The organism is Nocardia higoensis NBRC 100133, from assembly GCF_000308595.1.
GTDB classification, from domain to species: Bacteria; Actinomycetota; Actinomycetes; order Mycobacteriales; family Mycobacteriaceae; genus Nocardia; species Nocardia higoensis.
Genome location: NZ_BAGA01000138.1, coordinates 19884 through 42948, shown reverse-complemented (window position 1 = coordinate 42948; position 23065 = coordinate 19884). Strand labels below are relative to the sequence as shown.

Sequence of the window (23065 nt, the reverse complement as noted above, 5' to 3'; positions counted from 1 at the left end):
GCGGCGCTGATCGCGCCGACCATGCCCGGCGTCGCCGCACGACTATGGCGCAGATCACATCCGTGGCGGTCAGATTCGGCGGGGCTGTCCGGTCTTGCTGATGAAGGCGGATGGAAGGAGCCTCATCATGACCGGAGAAGAGCATCGGATCGTCGTGCTCGGCGCGGGGTACGCGGGCCTGGCCGCGGCGCGGAAACTCGGGCGGGCGCGCGGGGCGCGGGTGACCGTGGTGGACGCCAGGGCCGAGTTCGCCGAGCGGGTGCGGTTGCATCAGCGGGTCGCCGGGCAGCACGTGCGGCGGTGGGATCTGGCGCGCGCCCTCGACCGGCACGGCGCCGCGTTCGTGCGGGCTCGCGCGACCGATCTGGACCCCGTCGCCCGCACGCTGCGCCTGGACACCGGCGGCACGCTCGGCTACGACACCCTCGTCTACGCGCTCGGCAGCACGGCGCCGAATCATGTTCCCGGCGTTGCCGAATACGCCCGATCGATCGCCACCCCGGAGGACGCGCGGTGGGTCGCCGGGACCGAGGGGCCGGTGGCCGTCGTCGGGGCGGGCGCGACGGGCATCGAGCTGGCGGCCGAACTCGCCGAGGCGCGACCGGGGACGCGGGTCGTGTTGCTGGGTGCCGACGAGCCGGCCGCGTGGCTGGGGGACAAGGCGGTCGCTCATGTGCGGCGGGTGCTCGGCGAGCTCGGCGTCGAGGTGCGCGCGGGCGCGAAGGTGGTCGAGGTGACCGCGGACGGGCCGCGCCTGGCCGACAGCAGCCTGGTGCCTGCCGCGATCACGGTGTGGACCACCGGTTTCGCGGTGCCGGATCTCGCGGCGCGAGCGGGCCTGGACGTCGACCAGGCCGGGCGGGTACGCACCGACGCGTACCTGCGTTCGACCTCGCACCCGGACATCTACGCGGCAGGCGACAGTGCGGTGATCGCGGGTCCGGGCGGCCGCGAACTGCGGATGGCCTGCGCGACCGCGCTGCCGACCGGCGCGCACGCCGGTGCGGTGATCGCCGCCCGCCTACGCGGACGCGCACCGAAGCCGCTGAGCTTCCGGTACCAGGCGCAGTGCCTGAGCCTGGGTCGCGGCGACGGCCTCATCCAGGGGCTGCGTGCCGACGATCGCCCGGCCGGCTGGATGCTGCGCGGCAGGCCCGCGGCGATGGTGAAAGAGCTGGTGGTGCGCAGCACGATCCCCATGGCGGGATTGCGCTGAAAGAGCCGTCAACCAAGGGTTGACGCACGAGGTTCGTCAACCTACGGTTGACGCATGACCTCGCAGATTCGCCTGGACGACCTCATCGCAGGCATCAAGACCGCTCGCCCCGACAATGTGCTCGAACAGCTCTCCGACGCCGTCGTCGTCGGGGATCACCTCGGCGAAGTGGCCGACCACCTCATCGGCCACTTCGTCGACCAGGCTCGCCGCTCCGGCGCCTCCTGGACCGAGATCGGCGCCAGCATGGGCGTCTCCAAACAGGCCGCTCAGAAGCGCTTCGTCCCCAAGGGGCCGAACGCCGCGATGGACCCGAAGGACGGTTTCGCGCGCTTCACGCCCCGCGCCCGCAAGGTCGTGGTGGCCGCGCAGGAAGCCGCGCGTATCAGCGGGCACGCCGAGATCGGCGCACCCCATCTGATCCTCGGCCTGATCGCCGAGCCCGAGGGGCTGGCGATGCGCGAGCTCGCCGGTCGCGGCGTCACCGAGGACGCGCTGCGGGCGGCCGCCACCGCCGCGCTGCCGCCCGCTCCGGCCGAGCGGCCCGAACACGAGGCCGGGTTGATCCCGTTCGCCGCCGACGCCAAAAAGGTGCTCGAGCTGACCTTCCGGGAAGCGCTGCGACTCGGCCACAACTACATCGGCACCGAGCACGTGCTGCTCGCGCTGCTCGAGGAGGAGCACGGCAGCGGCCCGATCAGCGGCCTCGGCATCGAGAAGGGTGCGGTCGAGGACCATCTGGTGGAGTTGCTCGCCCAGCTGATCCCCGCGGACCCCACGGCTTGAGCCGGATCCAGGGCGCCCGGCTTTCCGGGCGCCCGGACGTCAGCCCCGCCCGCGCAGTCCGCCGCCCCAGCGCGGCCACTGCGCGCGCGGGGCGGGCGGCGGCAGTAGCGACTCCCGGTCGATGTCGGTCACCAGCAGCGGTAATCGGTCGCGCAAGGCGTCGAGCACGCCGAGCAGCTTGCCGCCCCGCGCGGCCTGGTATTCGGTCTCGGCCAGCCCGATGATCTGCAGGAACTCCACCCGCCCGTTGACCGTCTCGATGATGCCGAGTTCGGGATCGGTCGCGAATCCCACCGCCCGGATCGGCGACTCGGCGTGATCGGCCGCGATCGGCCCGTTGGCCTTGATGGTCTGCCCGGGAGCGAAGCGCTTGCCCGAGGTGAATACGTAGCGGGCCAGATTCTGGATGAAATTCGCCGGCCACACCGGCGCCGGATCGACGTCGATGTCGCCGAGCAGCCGGAAGGTGAATTCGAAACCCCAGCCGGATATCGACGGCTCGCCCCAGGCCTTCTCGTCCAATTCGGACATGCCGTAGCTGATGTAGTGCCAGTGCGGCACGGGATCGGTGCGGGCATAGGCCGAAATGCCCTCCAGCGGGTCGGCGCTGCCTACGGTCCAGTGGTGCGACACCGTCCAGTGTTCGGGTTCGGTCGCTCCGTACAGCTGTGCCAGGACGCTGTCGATCGCGTCCCGACCGGGTCTCACACTCACGCGGCCAACTGTAAGTCGCGCCGGGGATAACGCCGGACGGCCGGTTAAGCTATAGCGATGCCGGATGAAACGGCCGAGGATTCCGACCTGGTAGCGGGAGAACGCCGTATCGACCTGCTGCGCGCGCTGTCCTATGTGGAGACCGAGTCCGGTCCGGACGGCGAATTCATCATTCACGGCGATCTGCCCCCCGAGGTGGCGCCGCCGTTCATCCGGGCCGTCATGCGGGTGGAGGCCGAACTGTTGCTCGGCGACGCGGAGCTCGTGACCGTCGGCAACGAGCAGCCGCGTACGCCGGAGGAGCGCCGGACCGACGCCTTCGTGGCGTTGCTGTTGCGTATCGACGACGGCCTCTGACCTTCGAATCGACGCCGATCTACACCTTGCACTCTCACCCGGTGAGTGCTAGAAATGGCTTTGGCACTCTCCACGTGTGAGTGCCAGGTCGGGACGGTGAGACCGGGTTTCATCGACACCCTCGGTCGTCCGTCGCGGGCACCGAACCTGGCCAGCGTAAATGGGGCGGCCCAACCGGCGGTCGTCCTGTGTGTCAGCCATACACATGGAGGATCTCAACAACGCCATGGCCAAGACAATTGCGTATGACGAAGAGGCTCGCCGCGGCCTCGAGCGGGGCCTGAACGCCCTCGCCGACGCCGTGAAGGTGACGCTGGGCCCGAAGGGTCGCAACGTCGTCCTCGAGAAGAAGTGGGGCGCCCCCACGATCACCAACGATGGTGTTTCCATCGCCAAGGAGATCGAGCTGGAGGACCCGTACGAGAAGATCGGCGCCGAGCTGGTCAAGGAAGTCGCCAAGAAGACCGACGACGTCGCGGGCGACGGCACCACCACCGCCACCGTTCTGGCCCAGGCGCTGGTGCGCGAGGGTCTGCGCAACGTCGCGGCCGGCGCGAACCCGCTCGGTCTGAAGCGCGGCATCGAGAAGGCCGTCGAGGCCGTCACCGCCAAGCTGCTCGACACCGCCAAGGAGGTCGAGACCAAGGAGCAGATCGCTGCCACCGCCGGTATCTCGGCCGGCGACGCGTCCATCGGTGAACTGATCGCCGAGGCCATGGACAAGGTCGGCAAGGAAGGTGTCATCACCGTCGAGGAGAGCAACACCTTCGGTCTCCAGCTGGAGCTGACCGAGGGCATGCGCTTCGACAAGGGCTACATCTCCGGTTACTTCGTGACCGATCCCGAGCGTCAGGAAGCGGTCCTCGAGGATCCGTACATCCTGCTCGTCGGCTCGAAGGTCTCCACTGTCAAGGACCTGCTGCCGCTGCTGGAGAAGGTCATCCAGGCCGGCAAGCCGCTGCTGATCATCGCCGAGGACGTCGAGGGCGAGGCCCTGTCGACCCTGGTCGTGAACAAGATCCGCGGCACCTTCAAGTCCGTCGCCGTCAAGGCTCCGGGCTTCGGCGACCGCCGTAAGGCGCAGCTGGCCGATATCGCCATCCTGACCGGCGGCGAGGTCGTCAGCGAAGAGGTCGGCCTCTCCCTGGAGACCGCCGGCGTCGAGCTGCTGGGCCAGGCCCGCAAGGTCGTCGTCACCAAGGACGAGACCACCATCGTCGAGGGTGCGGGCGACGCGGAGGCCATCAAGGGCCGGGTCGCGCAGATCCGGGCCGAGATCGAGAACTCCGACTCGGACTACGACCGTGAGAAGCTGCAGGAGCGCCTGGCCAAGCTGGCCGGCGGCGTCGCGGTGATCAAGGCGGGCGCGGCCACCGAGGTCGAGCTCAAGGAGCGCAAGCACCGCATCGAAGATGCCGTGCGTAACGCCAAGGCCGCCGTCGAAGAGGGCATCGTCGCCGGTGGCGGCGTGGCCCTGCTGCAGGCCGCTCCGGCGCTGGACGAGCTGAAGCTCACCGGCGACGAGGCGACCGGTGCCAACATCGTGCGCGTCGCGCTGTCGGCCCCGCTGAAGCAGATCGCCTTCAACGCCGGCCTCGAGCCCGGCGTGGTCGCGGAGAAGGTTTCCAACCTCCCCGCGGGCAACGGCCTGAACGCCGACTCGGGCGAGTACGAGGACCTGCTGGCCGCCGGCGTCGCCGACCCGGTCAAGGTCACCCGCTCGGCTCTGCAGAACGCGGCCTCCATCGCGGCCCTGTTCCTGACCACCGAGGCCGTCGTCGCCGACAAGCCGGAGAAGGCCGCCGCTCCCGCCGGCGACCCGACCGGTGGCATGGGTGGCATGGACTTCTGAGTCCTCGCCGCACGGCAACCTTTTCACCCCGAAGGCCGGTCCACCATCTGGTGGGCCGGCCTTCGGCCTTGTTCGGTACCGGGTGTTCAGTGCTGCGTGTCGTGCGGTCGTTCGTCGTCGATCCGGGGCGCGGCCCGCGCGCCGGGGCGGCACCGGTCACCGGCGAGCGGGCGGCGCGGAATTCGGCTCAGGCCGTGGCGGGCAACCGGAGTCGCTCGGCGAGTTCGTTGAAGATGTAGAAATTCGGAATCGTGCCGACCGGGGCCAGCGAAATCCAGGTGCCGTCGTATTTGATGCGGACCAGCCCGCTCCGGGCGTCGATGAGCTGGATGTGGTCCCAGGAGTAGGACTTTCCGGCGAAGATCAGGGCGTCGAGATTCAGGGCGATGTCGCCGAAATGCGCGGTATCGCCCTCGTCGATGGTGGCGACCGCGCGGGGCAATTGGGTGGCGGTGACCGCGGATTGGATGGCACGGGCCCATTCCCGGCCTTCGGCGAAGCGGGTTTCGTCGAAGCGGGCGGTGGAGCCGTCGGGCCCGGACATCTCCAGGGCGTATTCGATGTGCGCGGTGTTCTGGAAAGGAATGACCTGCTGGCGTACTTCGGCGGAATCCCAGCGGAATCCGGCGACCCGCTCGCCCTTTCGGTAGACGGTCATGCCGTGGTCGAAAAGGTCGAGGCGGGCCGCGCGATTACGGTTGTTCAGATGGCCCCGGTAGAGGGCGAGGCCCGCGGGGACCATGGCGACGATGCCGACCGCCGCGCCGCCGCCCACCGCTCCGACGGCGGCGGTCATGATCGCCACCGCGCCGAGGCAGGCGGCGACGATTCCGCAACCGCGCACGAAAGTGTCACTGATGGGTGCGGCGAGAAATGTCTGCCGGTGCGCGCCGAGTGCGAGATATTCGGACATCAGGTGCACGAGCTGCGTCAAAGACACTGTGCGCCGAACATCGGTTCCGTCCGCACCGCCCTCCGGCGTACTCGGAGTGGTCACTCTTTCCTCCATGCGGCGGTCTGCTCCGCGCGAAAGCGTATTCCACCGGCGTCGATACCGCTACCCGCGGGAGAGTCGCTCATCGGCGTGTCCATTCAACTCGCGAGGACGAACGAGACCAGAAAACCTGCGGCGGTGGCCATTCCGATCCACCAGCCGCCTTCTCGATAGGCCTCCGGCATGAGCGAATCGGCCAGGACGGCGATCGTCGCGCCGCCCGCGAATGCCTGCACCGTGGCCACATGGGTCTCGGGCAGTTGTTCGGAGAGCAGGTGTCCCAGCACCGTCACCGCGACCAGCGCGGCGGTGATCGCCGTCCACAACCACAGCATGACGGATGTGGACGCACGGGAGCGCTCACGCATCAGCGACGCGCCGCTGATCGCTTCCGGCACATTGCCGACGGCGATGGCGACCAGCAGCGCGATTCCCTCTCCCGCACCGAGGGAGACGCCGAGCGCGCTGCTCTCGGGGACGCCGTCGAGCACGACGCCGAGCAGCAGTGCCCAGCCGATCGCGCCCGAGCCGAGTCTGGTTTCGATCAACCGGTCGGCCACCACGTAGAACGCCGCGCCGAGTAACAGAGCCGCGCCCGCGACGAGCATCCCGGTCCGATGGAAGGCGGGCTGGAACAACTCCAGGGAGACCGCGGCGATCATGGTGCCCGAGCCGAAGGCCATGAGCGCGCCGAGCGCCGGCCTCGGCAGCGTCCAGCGCAGGCCGACAGCCGCGCCCGCCAGCAGTGGGACCGCGGCGCCGAGCCCGTAGAGCAGCGCGGTCAGCATCCGGGGACCCTCATGGGACAAACCCTAGGTTCGGAGCGCGCTGTTCGCCTGTCATCCCTGCCGATGCCGGGGCGGAGGCCGTCGCGGAAAAAACACTAGAAAGCTTCGGCAAACTCTTTCGCGTGCCCCCGCCGATCGGTTATCGTCCATTTCGGCAAACAGGTGGTGACGATTCGTCGGGCCACTCGGTCGCACCGGCGGGGCGGGGAAGTCTGCTCGTCGTCCCGGGTCGTGCGACGACAACTGTGCATGCTCGCCGGCGAAAAGATCACCCGACGATCGATTCCCCGGTGCCAGACAACTTTCGGCTAACGCGCGGTGGGTCGGACGTTGGAACGAAGGGCCCGATCCATGACGAGGGGATCGGGCCCTTCGGTATTGTCTGGCCCAATGTCACAGGATGCGAATACGGGACGAATGTATGCCGGGCAACCCGTAGAGGACCGGCAACGCCAGCGGCGTGCGCGTTTTCTGGAATCAGGACTGACGGTTTTCGCGCGCGACGGCTACGCCAACAGCTCGGTGGGCGCTATCTGCAAAGACGCCGGACTTTCCTCGCGGCAGTTCTACGAGGAGTTCACCGGCCGCGAATCCCTGTTGCTCGAGCTCTACGAGCAGATCGACCGCGAGTCGCGCGAGGCGGTGACCGCGGCCCTGGAGGGCAGTGCCACAGCCACCGCTCTGCAACGGCTCGACGCGGCGGTGCGCGCCTATATCGAGACCATCGGCTCGGATCCCCGCAAGGCGCGGGTGGCGCTGGTCGAGGTGGTCGGCGCCGGGCCGAAAGTGGAGAAGTTCCGTCTCGATCTGCGCCGTATGTGGGGCGCGCTGCTGGCCAGCGCGACCGAGGACGCGGCCCTGCAGGGGGAGATACCGCCCGGTGACTACGAGATGCGGGTGCTGGCGATCATCGGCGCGGTCAACTACGTGGTCGATTCCTGGAGCGGGGCGGATCCGCGCCCGCCTCTCGATGATGTGATCCGGGTGCTCAGCCGGGTCATCATGGGGGCCGTGCGCGCCTGACCGGCAACGCGCTCCGGCGCCGCGCCGACGGGGGTACCCTGCGCGAATGCGGACCGTTCCCATCCAGATGCCGGACGGCAGCAGCATTCCGGTGCGGCTGATCCCGGCCGAGGGCAGTCATCGGCATGCGGTCACCCCCGACATGCCGCGACCGGTGGTCGTGATCATGCCGGGCCTCGGCGTGCCCGGCGCTTACTACGAATACTTCGCCCGCCAGCTCGCCGCGCGCGGGTTCGATGCCGCCATCGGCGAACTACGCGGCAACGGCGACAGCAAGCCGCGGCCGGGCCCCGCCAGCACCTACGGCTACCACGAACTCGTCTCGGTCGATTTCCCGGCGATCTTCGCCGTGGTGCGCGAGGAATTCCCGGACAGCACTCCGTATCTGCTCGGCCACAGCATGGGCGGGCAGCTGTCGGTGATGTACGCGGCGCGGGTGCGCGGCAGGCTCGGCGGGCTCATCCTGATCGCCTCCGGCACCCCCTACTACCGCGGCTATCGCGGTATCGCGGGCCCCGGCTTGCTGTTCGGCACCACCGCGGCCACGCTCACCGCGAGCCTGGTCGGCTTCTGGCCGGGGCACAAGATCGACGTGGGTGGATTCGGACCGCAGTCCAAGGTGTTGATCTCGGACTGGGCGCGGCTCTCGCGCACCGGCCGCTTCGTCCCCGTCGGTGCCGACATCGACTACGAGGAGCGCATCTCCCGGCTGAAGCTGCCGGTGCTGTCGGTGACCATGGAGGGCGACGAACTGACCCCGCCGTCCTCGGCGCGGCATCTGTTGTCCAAGATGCCCGACGCCGAGGTCACCACCTGGCACGAGCCGAAACGGCTGGGGCACAACGGCTGGATTCCCGATCCGGCGGGCACCGTCGACCGGATCGAGAAGTGGCTGCGGGATCGCTGAGGGGGTAGCCGGCACAGAGCAGCGGATACATATACGAATCACCCGGGAACAAAACCCGTCTGCCGGACGCCGGGCTGCTCATGCTCGCCATGACGATCCCGGTCTTCGTGGCGCCGGTGGCCGTCGGGCGGCTCATCACCCGCTTCCCGGCGCTGACCATCGGCAAGGTCGTCTACCTGAGCCTGGCCGCGCTGACCCTCGGCAATGCCGGCGTGCTCGCGCTCGCGCAGGACCGCTCGGTGCTCTGGATCATCGTGCCGATGGTGCTGCTCGGCCTCGGCTTCGGTCTGCCGATCGGCCTGGTCGACGGTCATGCGCTCGCGGTGGTGCCCGCCGAGCGCGGCGGAACCGCCGCCGGCCGGTTCGGCCACCCCGACGTCTACCGATCCGCCGTCACCACCACGGTCGGCGTCCTCATCGCCCTGCTCATGGCGCTCATCCTCCTCATCGTCGCGGTGCGTGGCAACGAACGAGCTCGACAATATCTCCGGCCGAGGTGCCCGGCCTGCCGGTGTGAGCCCGGCAGGCCGTCGATCCGGCTCGGCCGTTACCGGCCGGGAGGACCTCAGCCCTGCTTCTCCATCAGCATCTGGGTGAAGAACTCGTAGATCAGCGATGCCTGGAAGGCCGACTGCTTGTTGTCGGCCGCGCCACCGTGCCCGCCCTCGATGTTCTCGTGGTACCAGAAGGTGTGGCCCTGCTCCTCGAGCAAGGCCGCCATCTTGCGGGCGTGACCGGGATGCACCCGGTCGTCACGGGTGGAGGTGGTGAGCAGGATCGGCGGGTACTGCGCGTCGGCGCGCACGTTCTGGTACGGCGAGTACTCGCTGATGTAGGCCCATTCCTCCGGCTTGTCCGGGTCGCCGTACTCGGCCATCCAGGACGCGCCCGCCAGCAGCAGGTGGTAGCGCTTCATGTCCAGCAGCGGCACCTGGCACACGATGGCGCCGAACAATTCCGGGTAGCGGGTGAGCATGACGCCCATGAGCAGGCCGCCGTTGCTGCCGCCGACCGCGCCGAGCTGCTCGGGGGTGGTGATGCCGCGCGCCACCAGATCCCGGGCGACGGCGGCGAAGTCCTCGTACACCCGGTGCCGGTGCTCCTTCTGGGCGGAGGTGTGCCATTCCGGGCCGTACTCGCCGCCGCCGCGGATATTGGTCATCACCCAGGTGCCGCCGCGTTCGAGCCAGCCCATGCCGGAGGCGCCGCTGTAGGCGGGGGTCCGGGAGACCTCGAAGCCGCCGTAGCCCGACATGACCGTGGGGCCGGGAGTGCCCCTGCGGTCCCGGTGCCGGATCACGAAGTAGGGGACCTGGGTGCCGTCGTCGGAGGTGGCGAAGAACTGCTCGGTCTCGATGCCCTCGGCGTCGAAGAACTGCGGCTCCTGCGCGAGCGTGGTGGTCGGCCCGCCCACCGAGCCGGCCAGCAGGGTCGCGGGGGTGGTGAAACCGCTCGTGGTGAGCATGAACTCGTCGCCGCCCTCGAGCGGGTCGAGGTTGATCACGCTGGTGGTGGCCATCGGCGGGGCATCGGCCAGCGGCTGGATCTCCCAGCTGCCCGGGGTGAGCACATGCAGCTTGGTCTGCACGTCCTGCAGGGTGATCAGCAGCAGATAGTTCTCGGTCCAGCCGTAGCCGTGCAGGGAGGTGTGCCCGTCGGGGGTGAACAGCACCTCGAACTCGCGCTCGCCGGCGAGAAAGCGCTCGAAGTCGGTGGCCAGCAGCGCGCCGGTCGGATAGATCCGCCCGCCGACTTCCCACGGCGAGCGCAGCCGCACCAACAGCCAGTCCTTGTACCAGGATTCGCTGGCATCGGTCGGCACGTCCAGCAGGTGCGAGCTGCCGTCCTCGGGGTCGATCAGGTAGACCTCTTCGTTGAAGAAGTCGGTGGCGCGGCCCACGAAATGCCGTTCGTAACCGGGGGTGCGGTCGTAGCCCGCGGAGACCGCGACATCGCCGGGCTCGCCCTCGAAGACCACCTCCGCGTCCGCCGGATCGGTGCCGCGCGTCCAGCGCTTGGCGATGCGCGGATAGCCCGAGTCGGTCAGCGACCCCGGCCCGAAATCGGTGCCGACGTACACCTGGTCGATATCGATCCAGCGGATCTCGGACTTGGCCTCGGGCAGCACGTAGCCGCCGTCCGCGGCCGGGATGAACCGCCGTGTCTCGATGTCGAACTCGCGCACCACCTTGGCGTCGGCGCCGCCGCGCGACAGGCTGATCAACGCGCGATGTTGCTGCGGGCGCAGCACGGCCGCCCCGCCCCACACCCAGTTCTCGTCCTCGTCCTCGGCCAGGGCATCCAGGTCGATGAGCACGTCCCACCGCGGAGTGGGTCGCGCGTACTCCTCGAAGGTGGTGCGCCGCCACAGCCCGCGGGGGTGATCGGCGTCGCGCCAGAAGTTGTACAGCCACTGTCCGCGACGGCCCGGGTAGGCGATCTTGGTGTCGGTGTCGAGCATGTCGAGGATGCGCTGTTCGAGCCGGGCGAACCGGTCCGTGGCCGCGAACCGCTGCGCGACCACCTCGTTGTGGGCTCTGGCCCAGTCCAAAGCGCGCTCGTCGGTCACTTCCTCGAGCCACAGGTAGGGATCGGTCACGTTGTGCTCCACGCCGCTCATTCCCATATTGTCGCCGAGCCGATCGACAGGTGTGTGCTCGGTCGGCCGATGCGGGCGACGCGCCCGGCGCGCGGGCTGCCCGGCGTTTGCCCGGGCCCGCGCGGGATTCCGGGTGCGGCTCAACAGGATCGGGTCCGCGGCGGCGACAAGGAGTTCTCGAGTCGGCGCCTTTCCGCTGCGCACAGCACTGCTGTCTGTGCGGCCGCTGCAGTGGGTGGGGCCGGCGGAGCCGACCGGCTCGGCCGGCGTCCCGGACGCGCCGAGGTACCGGCGGGCGCGGTTTCGGCCCCGAGGACCAGGCCACGGTCTTCGGCGGCAACTTCCGCCGAGCCGCCGGCGAGGCCCGGCCGGGCGGTGATAGCCGATATGTATGAATCCTGTCGTGTCGCCGCGCCGGGATGATGCTCGGCCGGGCCGCGCGATGTGGCCCGAATCTCATCGATGCGGGGGCGCGGTGGGTGAACTCGCATCGGCAGAGTTAGGCTCGACAGCGTGACTTCCCACTACGATGTCGTCGTTCTCGGTGCTGGTCCCGGCGGTTACGTCGCCGCGATCCGCGCCGCACAACTCGGCCTGCGAACAGCGATTGTCGAGCAGAAATACTGGGGTGGCGTGTGCCTGAACGTGGGCTGCATCCCGTCGAAGGCGCTGCTGCGCAATGCGGAGCTCGCCCATATCTTCCACAAGGAAGCCAAGACGTTCGGAATCTCCGGCGACGTCAGCTTCGACTTCGGCGCGGCATTCGACCGCAGCCGTAAGGTCGCCGACGGCCGGGTCAAGGGCGTCCACTTCCTGATGAAGAAGAACAAGATCGACGAGTACGACGGGAAGGGCAGTTTCGTCGACGCGAACACCCTTTCGGTCGAGCTGAGCGCGGGCGGTACGGAGTCGATCACCTTCGACAACGCCATCATCGCCACCGGCACCGTCACCAAGCTGCTGCCCGGCACCTCGCTGAGCAAGAACGTGGTCACCTACGAGGAGCAGATCACCACCCGTGACCTGCCCGGCTCGATCCTCATCGTGGGTGCCGGCGCCATCGGCATGGAGTTCGGCTACGTCCTGAAGAACTACGGCGTGGACGTGCGGATCGTGGAGTTCCTCGACCGCGCGCTGCCCAACGAGGACGCCGACGTCTCCAAGGAGATCACCAAGGCCTACAAGAAGCTCGGCATCACCATCACCACCGGTGCGGCCGTGCAGTCCATCGACGACGACGGCGCCAAGGTCACCGTCGCCATCAAGGACAACAAGTCCGGCGCCGTCGAGACCGTCACCGTGGACAAGGTGCTGCAGGCCGTCGGTTTCGCCCCGCGCGTGGAGGGCTACGGCCTGGAGAACACCGGTGTGGCGCTGACCGACCGTGGCGCCATCGCCATCGACGACTACATGCGCACCAACGTGCCGCACATCTACGCCATCGGCGATGTCACCGCCAAGCTCCAGCTCGCGCACGTGGCCGAGGCGATGGGCGTGGTGGCCGCCGAGACCATCGGCGGCGCCGAGACGCTGCCTCTGGGCGACTACCGGATGATGCCGCGCGCCACCTTCTGTCAGCCGCAGGTGGCCAGCTTCGGTCTCACCGAGGAGCAGGCCCGCGCCGAGGGCTACGACGTGAAGGTCGCGACCTTCCCGTTCACCGCCAACGGCAAGGCGCACGGCCTCGGCGACCCCAACGGCTTCGTCAAGCTGATCTCCGACAACCGCTACGGTGAACTGCTCGGCGGCCACCTCATCGGCCCCGACGTCTCCGAACTGCTGCCGGAGCTGACGCTGGCCCAGAAGTGGGACCTCACCGTCAACGAACTCGCCCGCAATGTGCACACGCACCCGACGCTGAGCGAAGCCATGCAGGAGGCCATCCACGGCCTGGCCGGACACATGATCAACTTCTGAGTCTCCCTGCGCGGCAGCGCCTGTGCCCTTCCCGGGCCGGGCGCTGCCGTCGTTTCCGGGGCCTGCGGCCGGGCGCGTGATGTGCTTCCATGGGCCGGTGCGTCGCGGAGGATGGATCGGTATTGCTGTCGGCCTGGTGATCGTCGTGGTGGTGGCGATCGGCGGATACCAATTGATCAGTGCCCGCTCCTATCAGCTGGCCGGCACGCTCGTGGACCGCGTGGACACCCAGCGGAAGGTCGTCGCGCTGACCTTGGACGACGGCCCGAGCGACCGCGCCCCCGACGTGCTGCGGGTACTGGACGAACTCGATGTGACCGCCACCTTCTATCTCAACGGCCGCGACGTCGACGCCAGGCCCGAGCACGCGCGGGCCATCATGGCGGCCGGTCACGAACTCGGCAACCACACCTACACCCACCGCCGCATGGTCTTCGTCTCGCCCGGCGCCGTCCGCGAGGAGGTCGAGAAGACCGACACGGCCCTGCGCGGCATCGGCTACCAGGGCCCGATCACGTTCCGCCCGCCCTACGGCAAGAAGCTCTGGAGCCTGCCCCACTACCTCGCCGACCACGACCGCACCACCGTCATGTGGGACGTGGAACCGGATTCCGGCGTCACCGCGACCGCGGAGACCATCGCCGAGCAGGCCGTCCGTGAAGCCGGCCCGGGCTCGATCATCCTGCTGCACGTCATGTACGGCAACGCCGCCGAATCCCTCGCCGCCGTCCCGCAGATCGTCGAGGACCTGCGCGCCCAGGGCTACCGCTTCGTCACCGTCTCCGAACTCATGAAGAGCTGACCTCGCGGAGGAGACCGTAGGCGCGTACCGGGGTGAGGCGGGCCAGGACACGGCGGTCGGCGACCATGGCTCGGCGGTAGTCGTCCCAGTCGGGGTGTTCGCCCGCGCCGGCGCGGTAGTAGGCGATGAGGGCTTCGACGGCAGCGTCGTGGGGATCGGTGGCGATGTCGGTCAGGTCGACCTCGCATTCCAGGACGGCGTAGGAGCGGAAGTCGTCGCCGGTGACGTGCAGGGCGGCCCAGGGGGTGCGGCGCAGGTTGTGGTACTTGGCGCGGTCGGCGGTGATGGAGATGAGGACCAGGCCGTTGTCGTCGACCACGTGCAGGACATTGGAGAGCTGGGGGCGGCCGTCGCGGCGCAGGGCCGTCAGGACGGAATTGCGGGTGGTGCGGGCGAATTCGACTGCGTGGCTGAGTTCCATGGTCGGTGCAACCACGCGGGCGCCGGACGCGTTCCCGGTGGGGTCGGGCCGCCGGTGCGGGCGGCCCGCCGGGGTCGGGTCAGACCCATTGCACCAGCTGGAAGATGATGCCGTTCGGGTCGCGCATCTGGAAGTAGCGCTCGCCCCACTCCTCGGTCTCGATCTCGGTGACGATCGGAACGCCCTCGCCGCGCAAGCGGTCGTATTCGGCGTCGATGTCCTCGACCACGAACACGACGAGCAGGCCCTCGCCCGCGCTGCCCGCGATCTCGGCGGGCTTGAAGGTGGGCAGGCCGGTGCGCAGGAAGATCAGGTTTCCGGCGTCCGGCCGGGCGAGCGAGACGAAGCCGTCGGCGGACATCTGCTCGGTGAAGCCGAAGTGATCGGTGACGAAGCGGGCGGAGGCGGCGGGGTCGGCGACGTTCAGGGACAGGGCGGTGCCGGTGATCTGCAAAGGAGACTCCGAACGGGTCGTGGCGGGCAACTCCGTACATAGTACACCGTACGGCGTACGGTTATTTCGGGTGCGCCGAGCCGCCGCCGACCTCGGTGGTGATCAGAAGCGGTCGCGTTGCACGCGCAGTGCCGTGATGGTCGAGGCCAGGCCCTCGTACTGGTTCACCAGCAGGACGATCTCGATGAGCCTGCGTTCGTCGTAGTGCGCGGACAGTTCGGCCCAGGTCGCGTCGTCGATATCGCGGGTGGCGACCAACTGGTCGACCGCCTTCAGCAGTGCGCGGCGCTTGTCCGACCAGGCCGGGGCGGCGGGGCCGATGCGCACCCGGTCGAGAATTTCCGGGGTGACGCCCGCGCGCCTGCCGAGGCGGATGTGATGGTCCATCTCGTAGTCGCACTCACGCAGGTGGGCGACGCGCAGGATGACGAGTTCGGACTCGTGGCGCGACAGCTTCCCGCCCGGCATGAGCTTGCCGGAGAAGTGCAACCAGCCGCGGAACAGGCCACCGGTGCGGCCGAGGGTGCTGAACAGCTGGGCGTCCGCGGTGCCTGCCGCGCGCGAAAGAACCTGCCAGACAACCCAGTTGACCGGCCCGAGGGCACGGAATCGGCCCGGATCGATCCGTGCCCGTGACGTGGACGTCATCGTCGCTGCCTCCCGCCGTCGGATCGGCCCGGGCGGCGCCGCCGGACCGTGCGCCGAGCCTACCCGCCGGGCCCTTCGATTCGATGTTCCTCGCGCTGCGGTGGTTTTCGGCGCCCCGGCCCGGCATCATCAGTACCGGGGCAGGGGGTCGATGCGCCCCACACGGGTCACGAACAGGGGCTGAGGCGACGCGATGCTGGTGAGGATCAGGCCGGAGGCGGAATTGTCCGCGGCCGAACGAGAATTCGTGGACTGCCTGCGCGCCGTGCCGACCACCTGTCTCACGCTCGTCGACGTGCGGGTCGATCGCGGCGGCCGACGGGTCGACGCCGTGTTGTTCACCCCGCGCGGAATGACGGTCGCGGAGGTCAGGGGTTTCCAGCGACGCCAGAGCGGCATCCTGAGCGCGCGGGCGGACGGTCCGTGGAAGATCAGCGGCGAGCCGGTGGTGCTCGACGACGAGTCCTCGCCGTCGGAACAGCTCGAACACGGGATCTACGCGGTGCGCGCCACCCTGGAACGGGCGCTGCTCGACCCGGGTCATGTGTGCGGATTCGTCGCGCTGCTGCCCTATCGGGGCGTCGTGGTGCGTCCCGCGCGCACCACTCTGCGCCCCGGCCTCGACGTGGTCGTCGCCAATGTCACCGACACCGCCGAGTTCCGTTCCTATATCGAGAAGTTCGGCGACGAACCCGCGGTGTGGGATATCGACCGGGTGCTCGGTGCGGTCGACGCGCTCGACATGGGGGACGGGTTGTCGCGCGCCGATCTGCGCGACGACGGGTTCGTCGACCGGAATCCCGGCGGGCCCGAGCCGCGCAGGCGGACTTCCGCCTCGCCCCGGCCCGCCCCGGGACCGTCCGCTCCGGCGTCGGTCGGGGAGTCGTCTCCGCCCGCGGCCGTCTCTTCGGATCCGTCGGATCGGGAGCAGTCCGCGTCCGCGGTGCCCGCGGCTCCCGAGTTCGCGGCCCCGGGGTCCGGCGAGGAGCCTTTCGCGGCCGTGCCGGTGTCTGCTTCCGAGCCCGAGCGAACTCCGTCCGGGGCCATCCCGATGCCCGCGCCGCCGCACGCGGCGGCCGGGTCCTCCGGCGCGTCGCCGGGGGAGTCCGGATGGGATCGTGCCGAGGCCGTCCCGATACCCACGCAGTCGGGAGCGGGGAGTGGATCCGCGGTCGCGCCGGACCCCGCGACACCGACCGACCGCACCCCGCCGCCCTATGTGCCGCCGGCGACCTCGTTCGCCCCGCCGCCCCCGTCCCCGGGCGACACCCACTCGCCCATGGCTCCGCCGCCTCCTTCGCCCGGCGACACACCCCCGCCCGCCGCACCGCCGCCTCCGGGCGTCACATCCTCACCCGCGGCGCCCCCGATGCCGGACGCCCCGCCCTCGTCCCCCGGATACGCGCCGCCGGAATGGGAGCCGTCGCCCACGGACCCCCCGGAGCCGACGGCCCACCCCACGCGGCTGAAGCCGCTGCCGCAGGAAGAGATGGTGGCCCCGCAGGCGCAGCCGGATGCTCCGCCCTCGTCCCCGCCGCCCGGATACGCGCAGTCCGGATGGGATCCGACGCCCGCGGACCCGGCGGACCCGACGGCAGGCCCCGCCAGGCTGAAACCGCTGCCGCGCGACGAGATGGCTCCGCCACCTTTCGCGCCGCCGCCCCCGGCCCCGGCCCCGAAGCCGCGGTCGCGCCTGCGGGGTGCGCCGGCCTGGATTGTGCTGGTGATCGCGGGGCTCGGCTTGATCGCGGTGGTCGCCATGATCGTCACCGCGCAGACGACCGACGACGGCGTATCCGAGCCGGTCCCGAGCAGCACGCGTGTCTCCGGCACGGTCACCGTCGAGCCGACCACGGTCCCGCCGGGGCCGAACGCCTGCTTCCCCTTCCAGACCGACTGCTGACCACGGTCCGGGCGGCTGTATTCCGTCCGTGAATCGAGCCCGCCGAAAATGGATCTTCTCGGCGGGTGAGATCGGTGATACTCTCACCGAACTATGAGTCTCAAACCGGTGCGTTCGCTGCTGATCGATGCACTGGCCTCCTCTCCCGACGAAGGGGATACGACCGACGCGGCCATCCTGCGAGCGGCCATCGACTGCCTCAGCAGGCACGGCATCGAGAGGATGACCGTGGCCGACGTCGCCACGGAGGCCGGCGTGGGCCGGGCGACCGTGTTCCGGCGCTTCGTCTCCAAAGAGGATCTCGTGCGCCGCGCACTCGCCTGGGAGCTCGCGCGCGTCGTCGACCGGTTCCACGAGGCCACCGACGCGATCGAGGACCCGCTGGAGCGCGCGATCGAGTGGATCGTGCAGGCCGTGCGGGTGGCGCGCACCCATCCGGTGGCGCGCAGGCTGGTCGCCGACAACGGCGCGCTTCCGGTGATACGCGATCCCGAGGTCGCCGCCATGCTGATCGCCGCGGTGGGACACGAACTCGACGGCGTTGCCGAACGCACCGGCGCCGAGATCGACACCGAGGTGGCCGCGGAACTCGTCTCCCGCTTCTTCGCCAGCGTCTGGCTCACACCGGATCTGGGGACCGCCGCCGCCACCGATGCCGGGGTGCGCAAGCTCGCCCGGACCATGTTCTCCTTCCTGCTCGTTCCGCGAGCCCCCGACGACACCCACTGAGGGCAACGACCACCGAGACCCGTCCACCGCACATACGAAGTCCGATCGGGCGACAGCTGCCGCCTTCAGCCCGGACCCGGAGAGCCGTCGCTACCGCGCGCCCGCGCGCGCCCGCCCACGGCAGCCGAATGCGTCCGCAGCCGGCCCCACGCACCAGCCCGATCCTCCGTACGGAGAGGAATTCCCGATGACTGCTCCAGTCGACGCCCGCCCCGAGGGGGCCGCGACGACGCGCACGACCGAGTCCACGCGCACCTTCGGACGACTGTTCCGGCTCGGCGTGCGCTCCTCGACGCTGCTGGTCGTCGACCTCGTGCGCGGACGATTCCCGCTGCGGGAGGCCGTCGTCCAGGGCTGGTTCTTCGTCTCGGTGTCCGCCCTGCCCGCGGTGCTCGTCGCCCTCCCGCTCGGCGTGGTCATCGCCGTCCAGGTCGGCAGCATGACCGACAACGTCGGCGCCAATTCGATGGCGGGCGCGGTCGGCGGCATGGGCGTCATGCAGCAGATCGCCCCGCTCGCCGCCGCGCTGCTGATCGGCGGCGCGGGCGGCTCGGCGATCTCGGCCGACCTGGCCTCGCGCACCATCCGTGACGAGATCGACGCGCTGCGCACGATGGGCGTCGACCCGCACCGGCGCCTGGTCGCCCCGCGCATCCTGGCCATGGTCGTGGTCGCGCCGATGCTGTCGGTGCTGATCATCCTGATGAGCATCGTGGCCGGCTTCGCGGTGGCCTCGCTGGGGCAGGGCGTGGCGCCCGGTTCGTACTGGATGTCGTTCGGCAGCTTCGCCTCGGTCACCGACCTGATCGTCTGCCTCGGCAAAGCCGCGGTCTTCGGCTATGTGGTCGCGGTGATCTCCAGCCATCGCGGGCTCGAGGCCAAGGGCGGGCCGAAAGGCGTGGCCGACAGCGTCAATGCCGCGGTCGTGCTCGGCATCCTCGCCTGCATGGTCGCCAATCTCGTGATCACCCAAATCGTTCTGATGTTCGTCCCCATGAGGTTTCTCTGATGTCTTCTCCGCACGCCGGTGAGGTCGCGGTGCCGACCCGATACCGGCCGAGGGCGCTGCGCTGGACGCGGCATGCCGAACGGCTGTGGTCACCGATCGAATCCCTCGGGCACGTCATGCATTTCATCGTGCAGGCGATTCTCGGCATCGGGCACGCGCTGCGCCGCCACCGTCGCCATGCCGTCGCGATCTTCACCGACCTGACCTGGGGCAACGGCCGCGCGGTCATCGTCGGCGGAGGTGTCGCCCCGGTCCTGGCCATCATGGGCATCGTCGCGGGCGGTGTGGTCGGTATCGTCGGCTTCTCCGCCCTGGACATGCTCGGCATGGGGCCGCTGGCCGGTGCGATGTCGGCGCTGGCCAATCCGCGCGAGCTGGCGCCACTGATCGCCGCCGTCGGCTTCGCCGCCCAAGCCGGGTGCCGGATCACCGCCGAGGTCGGCGCGATGCGCATCTCCGAGGAGATCGACGCGCTGGAGTCGCAGGCGATCGACCCGATCCCGTATGTCGTTTCCACCCGGCTCATCGCCGCTGTCGGGGCGGTCATCCCGTCATACCTCATCGCGCTGGCCCTGGGTTTCGCGACCACCGGCGCGACCGTGGCCCTCGTCGCCGGGAACGCCTCCGGCGCCTACGACCACTACTTCCACATGTTCACCGAGCCGAGCGACCTGATCTATTCGCTGATCAAGGTGGTGGTGTTCGTTCTGGTGGTCACGCTGGTGCACGCCTACGAGGGCTTCCACGCCAGCGGCGGACCGGAGGGCGTCGGCATCGCCTCGGGCCGGGCGATCCGCGCCAGCCTGGTGCTGATCGTGACCGCCGACATGATCCTCACGCTGTGCATGTGGGGACTCAACGCGACGGTCAGTTTCTCGGGGTGAGGTGAGATGAGCAGAGCAGCATTGTATTCAGCGCACGGCCCGACCCCGTGGGGTCTGCGGGTGCGCGGCATCGGGGTGATCGCGGTCGTCGCGGTCGTGCTCGCGGGCGCGTGGCAGATCAGCCGGCCGGATCGGGACGGGCAGATCGAATTCGCGGTGCGGGCCGCGCATCTCGGCGACGGCGTGTCCACCGACACCGCGGTGCGCCTGCGTGGCATGCCGATCGGTTCGGTGGTCGACGTCCAGGCACAGGGTCCCAACATGCAGGTGGTCACCCTGAGCGTCGACGAGGAGCGGGTGCGTGAGCTGTCCACAGCCATGCACACGCGCTTCGTCTCGTCGAACATCTTCGGCTCGACCGCCCTGGAGCTCATCCCGATGCCGGGCGGAACGCCCATCGGGCCGAGCACCGTGCTCGATCTGGGCGAGGTCGGCGACTACACCGTCACCACCGTGCTGCGCGACTCGGGCCGCCTGCTGCTCGACGCGGTGACCACGAAGCTGTCGGATTCGATCGACAGTTCGGTCGCGCTCACCGAGCAGATGGCGCCGCTGCTCGCCTCGGCCCTGCTGGTGGCGCGCACGACGGCGCGGGCGAGGAATATGTCACTGAGCGAAATGCTGCCCAGAATGGCCGACGTGTCCGAGGGAACGGCGGTCTTCACGCCCTCGGCGCTCGGCATCCTGTACTCCCTGGCTGCCGTCGAGGAACTCGACGACGAAGCCCGCGCGCAGCAGGCCAGCGACACGATCACCGAGGTCTCGAATCTCGTGCTCGCCCTGTCGGGCACCGTGGCCGACGAGCTCGGTCCTACCGCGGACGCGGTCGACATGCTGCTCGACCTGATCATCCCGTTGAACCGGTCGCTGAGCAATGTCACCCCCGACCAGATGACGCGCCTGATCGACGGACTCGACGGCGCGTTGTACAAGAACGGCGACAAGGTGGTGCTGGGCGTGGATGTGCTGGTCGAGACATTCCCGGCCTTCCGGATGCCGATCGAGGCGATCGGCGGTGTGCCGCGATGAGGACACCGGGACAGGCGGCGATCCGGCTCGGCGTGCTCGCGTGCGTGGTCGTCGCGATCATCGTGCTGGTCGTGCAGGCCATCCAGCGCCCGGTCTCCGGGTCGACCACCACCTATCGCGCCGAGTTCGGCGATGTGTTCGGGCTGAAGGAGAACACCGACGTCCGGTTGCGCGGCGTTCAGATCGGCAAGGTCGTCGATATCGCGATCGCGGAGAACAGTCGGGCGATCGTGGAATTCACCGTTCTCGACGAGTACCGGCTGCGCGAACCCGACCTGCTCGCGATCAAGTTCCAGAACCTCACCGGGCAGCGCTATCTCGAACTCGAGCGCGCCGACGAGGACGGCCCGGAACTCGATCCGAGGGAACTGGTCACCAACACGGTGGACTCGTTCGACATCACCATCGTCTTCAACGGCCTCAAACCCCTGCTGCGCGAGGCGGATCCCGCCGTGTACAACCGTCTGGCCATGAACGTGGCCGCCGTGATCGACGGCAGCGAGGACAGCGTCACGCCGGTCATGCGCGATATCGCCACGCTGGCGACCTACGCCGAGGACCGCAGCGCGCTGATGAGCACCATGCTCACCAACCTGCAGGCGCTGTCGGATCGCCTGCAGGGGCGCTCGCAGAACCTGGAGAACATCCTGCAGGTCTTCCACTCGATCTTCACGCCGCTGGTGACCCGGATGGGCGAGTTCCTCGACATGGTCGAGAAGGGCGCGCTGGAGATGTCGGAGGTGGGCAGGACCGTGAACGCGCTGGCGCGGCTGGGCCTGGGAGCCACCGACTACAAGGACGAGTTCACCCGACGGGTGTCGGAGGTCATTCCCGATCCGGCGATCGCCATGCGCACCCTGTCGGTGCTGCCCGGCGTCTTCGAGGGGCTCAACGCCCTCATCCCGAACACCGATCCGCAGCGGCAGTGCAGCAACGGCCTGCTCCCGCTGCCCGTCACCGCCGACGTCCTGCTGCACGGCAGGCAGTTGGTCGTCTGCAACGGAGGTGCCTGATGGGCCTGCCCCAGTGGTTCGCCTCGTTCGATCTCGGCTCCGAGGACGCCGACCCGGCCGCCCAGACACGCTGGGCGCTGGCCGGACTCGGAGTGCTCGGGGTGATCTTCGCGATCGTGCTCGCGCTGTATCTGCACCCGCCCGGCACCGCCACCTACTCGCTGGAGCTGCCCGAAGCGGGCGGTCTGGCCGAGGGTGACGAGGTCAGGATCGCCGGCGTGCCGGTCGGCTCGGTGGCCTCGGTCGCGCTCGCCGACGATCACGTGGACGTCACCTTCACCGTCGACTCGCAGTACGCGTTGGGCGACCGGACCTCGGTGGCGGTGCGCATGCTCACCCCCATCGGCGGCCTGTACCTCGCCGTGCGTCCGGAGGGGGACGAGCCGCTGCGCGAAGCCATTCCGCAGCAGCGCGCCGAACTGCCCTTCCTGGTCGGCGATCTGTTCGACGAGGCCGACGCGGTGTTCGAGGAACTCGACGCCGAGGCATTGCGCAACGCGCTGGACAAGACCTCCGCCGCACTGTCGGAATCGCCCGAGGCGATCAACTCCACGGTCATCGACCTCGAAGCGGTGATGCGGGTGCTCGCCCAGCAGAAGAGCCAGATCGAGGGTCTGCTCGAGTTGTCGAACGAATACCTGCACACGGCCATCGACAATCAGCAACTGGCTCTCGAGATCATCCGCGGGTACGCGACGCTCGCTCCCCAGATGATCGCCGCACGCGACGACGTCGCCCTGTTCGCCGAGGTGCTCGGTGGCCTGAGCGGTGCGCTCTTCGACTTCCTCAGCGGCCCCTACGCCGAGAAGGTGGAGCCGTTGCTGCCGCCGCTGGAGGAGGCCGCGGACCAGGGCGAACAATTGCGCGCCCAGGTCGATTCGATGATGACGTCCATAGCCACCACCCTGAACGGACTCGCGGGGGTCGCGGGGCCCGAGGGGCAGGTGCTGATCGATCAGAGCGGGCTGACGGTCCAGCGGCCCGATGCCTGCCTCCCGATGCCGGGAACACGGTGCTGAC

General features: G+C 69.3%; 23 protein-coding genes. 16 read left to right on the top strand and 7 right to left on the bottom strand.

The annotated features are described in order from the left end of the window. Positions 1 to 127 precede the first annotated feature (127 nt). Both ON26_RS24845 and ON26_RS24840 read left to right on the top strand, forming a co-directional pair. Complete coding sequence (locus ON26_RS24845) at positions 128 to 1216, top strand: NAD(P)/FAD-dependent oxidoreductase (RefSeq protein ID WP_040799144.1); 1089 nt, start codon at positions 128 to 130, stop codon at positions 1214 to 1216. 54 nt (positions 1217 to 1270) lie between these two features. Beyond that, on the top strand, positions 1271 to 2002 hold the full coding sequence (locus ON26_RS24840; RefSeq protein ID WP_040799143.1) for a Clp protease N-terminal domain-containing protein: 732 nt from the start codon (positions 1271 to 1273) through the stop codon (positions 2000 to 2002). A gap of 39 nt (positions 2003 to 2041) precedes the next feature. On the opposite strand, the gene ON26_RS24835 is transcribed toward ON26_RS24840, so the two are convergent. Next, positions 2042 to 2716, bottom strand: a complete 675-nt coding sequence (locus tag ON26_RS24835; protein WP_040799141.1) for a suppressor of fused domain protein — start codon at positions 2714 to 2716, stop codon at positions 2042 to 2044. A gap of 57 nt (positions 2717 to 2773) precedes the next feature. Here ON26_RS24835 and ON26_RS24830 point away from each other — a divergent pair, with 57 nt between their 5' ends. Together ON26_RS24830 and groL are read left to right on the top strand one after the other, a co-directional pair. Then, entirely contained in the window at positions 2774 to 3073 is a 300-nt protein-coding gene (locus tag ON26_RS24830; RefSeq protein ID WP_040799138.1) for a hypothetical protein, read from the top strand. A 226-nt stretch (positions 3074 to 3299) separates the two neighbouring features. After that, positions 3300 to 4925 (top strand): chaperonin GroEL, encoded by a 1626-nt coding sequence (groL, locus tag ON26_RS24825; protein ID WP_040799330.1) that lies wholly within the window; start codon positions 3300 to 3302, stop codon positions 4923 to 4925. A gap of 187 nt (positions 4926 to 5112) precedes the next feature. Here the strand turns inward: groL and ON26_RS24820 are convergent, their stop codons facing one another. Together ON26_RS24820 and ON26_RS24815 are read right to left on the bottom strand one after the other, a co-directional pair. After that, complete coding sequence (locus tag ON26_RS24820; RefSeq protein ID WP_245546032.1) at positions 5113 to 5838, bottom strand: DUF6585 family protein; 726 nt, start codon at positions 5836 to 5838, stop codon at positions 5113 to 5115. A 179-nt stretch (positions 5839 to 6017) separates the two neighbouring features. Then, the gene (locus ON26_RS24815; RefSeq protein ID WP_040799133.1) at positions 6018 to 6707 is read right to left on the bottom strand and encodes a ZIP family metal transporter; all 690 of its coding nucleotides are present in this window, start codon (positions 6705 to 6707) and stop codon (positions 6018 to 6020) included. A 417-nt stretch (positions 6708 to 7124) separates the two neighbouring features. Between ON26_RS24815 and ON26_RS24810 the strand changes: the two genes are divergently transcribed. The 3 genes from ON26_RS24810 (at position 7125) to ON26_RS24800 (ending at position 9245) form a co-directional block, all read left to right on the top strand. Further along, positions 7125 to 7730 carry a TetR/AcrR family transcriptional regulator gene (locus ON26_RS24810; protein ID WP_051027520.1) on the top strand — a complete coding sequence of 202 codons (606 nt, stop codon included), beginning with the start codon at positions 7125 to 7127 and terminating at the stop codon, positions 7728 to 7730. A 46-nt stretch (positions 7731 to 7776) separates the two neighbouring features. After that, positions 7777 to 8637: an alpha/beta hydrolase family protein gene (locus ON26_RS24805; protein ID WP_040799129.1), complete on the top strand. Its 861-nt coding sequence runs from the start codon at positions 7777 to 7779 to the stop codon at positions 8635 to 8637. Positions 8638 to 8726: 89 nt separating this feature from the next. Next, the gene (locus ON26_RS24800) at positions 8727 to 9245 is read left to right on the top strand and encodes an MFS transporter (protein ID WP_157171995.1); all 519 of its coding nucleotides are present in this window, start codon (positions 8727 to 8729) and stop codon (positions 9243 to 9245) included. On the opposite strand, the gene ON26_RS24795 is transcribed toward ON26_RS24800, so the two are convergent. Then, positions 9203 to 11257, bottom strand: coding sequence for a prolyl oligopeptidase family serine peptidase (locus tag ON26_RS24795; protein ID WP_051027517.1), 2055 nt, complete (start codon positions 11255 to 11257; stop codon positions 9203 to 9205). The genes ON26_RS24800 and ON26_RS24795 overlap by 43 nt on opposite strands. Positions 11258 to 11749: 492 nt before the next feature. On the opposite strand from ON26_RS24795, the gene lpdA reads away from it, so the two are divergent. Both lpdA and ON26_RS24785 read left to right on the top strand, forming a co-directional pair. Beyond that, positions 11750 to 13153, top strand: coding sequence for a dihydrolipoyl dehydrogenase (lpdA, locus tag ON26_RS24790; RefSeq protein WP_040799127.1), 1404 nt, complete (start codon positions 11750 to 11752; stop codon positions 13151 to 13153). 97 nt (positions 13154 to 13250) lie between these two features. Continuing rightward, entirely contained in the window at positions 13251 to 13955 is a 705-nt protein-coding gene (locus tag ON26_RS24785) for a polysaccharide deacetylase family protein (protein WP_040799324.1), read from the top strand. Here the strand turns inward: ON26_RS24785 and ON26_RS24780 are convergent. The 3 genes from ON26_RS24780 to ON26_RS24770 form a co-directional block, all read right to left on the bottom strand. Further along, positions 13942 to 14376: a PPOX class F420-dependent oxidoreductase gene (locus ON26_RS24780; RefSeq protein WP_040799123.1), complete on the bottom strand. Its 435-nt coding sequence runs from the start codon at positions 14374 to 14376 to the stop codon at positions 13942 to 13944. The two genes, ON26_RS24785 and ON26_RS24780, sit on opposite strands and share 14 nt — an antisense overlap. A gap of 79 nt (positions 14377 to 14455) precedes the next feature. Next, on the bottom strand, positions 14456 to 14830 hold the full coding sequence (locus ON26_RS24775) for a VOC family protein (protein ID WP_040799121.1): 375 nt from the start codon (positions 14828 to 14830) through the stop codon (positions 14456 to 14458). Between the two features lie 102 nt (positions 14831 to 14932). Next, a complete protein-coding gene (locus ON26_RS24770; RefSeq protein WP_040799119.1) occupies positions 14933 to 15478 on the bottom strand; it encodes a carboxymuconolactone decarboxylase family protein in 546 nt (181 codons plus the stop codon). Between the two features lie 193 nt (positions 15479 to 15671). On the opposite strand from ON26_RS24770, the gene ON26_RS31810 reads away from it, so the two are divergent. The 7 genes from ON26_RS31810 to ON26_RS24730 all read left to right on the top strand — a co-directional run bounded on the left by ON26_RS31810 (position 15672) and on the right by ON26_RS24730 (position 23064). Next, complete coding sequence (locus tag ON26_RS31810; RefSeq protein WP_051027513.1) at positions 15672 to 17381, top strand: hypothetical protein; 1710 nt, start codon at positions 15672 to 15674, stop codon at positions 17379 to 17381. A 93-nt stretch (positions 17382 to 17474) separates the two neighbouring features. Beyond that, complete coding sequence (locus ON26_RS24755) at positions 17475 to 18110, top strand: TetR/AcrR family transcriptional regulator (RefSeq protein ID WP_040799115.1); 636 nt, start codon at positions 17475 to 17477, stop codon at positions 18108 to 18110. Between the two features lie 187 nt (positions 18111 to 18297). Continuing rightward, positions 18298 to 19119 (top strand): MlaE family ABC transporter permease, encoded by an 822-nt coding sequence (locus ON26_RS24750; RefSeq protein ID WP_051027508.1) that lies wholly within the window; start codon positions 18298 to 18300, stop codon positions 19117 to 19119. Further along, on the top strand, positions 19119 to 20003 hold the full coding sequence (locus ON26_RS24745) for an ABC transporter permease (RefSeq protein ID WP_040799113.1): 885 nt from the start codon (positions 19119 to 19121) through the stop codon (positions 20001 to 20003). The genes ON26_RS24750 and ON26_RS24745 overlap by 1 nt, the downstream gene beginning before the upstream one ends. A gap of 6 nt (positions 20004 to 20009) precedes the next feature. Beyond that, positions 20010 to 21032 (top strand): MlaD family protein, encoded by a 1023-nt coding sequence (locus tag ON26_RS24740; protein WP_040799111.1) that lies wholly within the window; start codon positions 20010 to 20012, stop codon positions 21030 to 21032. Continuing rightward, a complete protein-coding gene (locus ON26_RS24735) occupies positions 21029 to 22045 on the top strand; it encodes an MlaD family protein (protein ID WP_040799109.1) in 1017 nt (338 codons plus the stop codon). The genes ON26_RS24740 and ON26_RS24735 overlap by 4 nt, the downstream gene beginning before the upstream one ends. Next, positions 22045 to 23064: an MlaD family protein gene (locus tag ON26_RS24730; RefSeq protein WP_040799107.1), complete on the top strand. Its 1020-nt coding sequence runs from the start codon at positions 22045 to 22047 to the stop codon at positions 23062 to 23064. Before ON26_RS24735 ends, ON26_RS24730 begins: the two co-directional genes overlap by 1 nt. Position 23065: the final 1 nt, after the last annotated feature.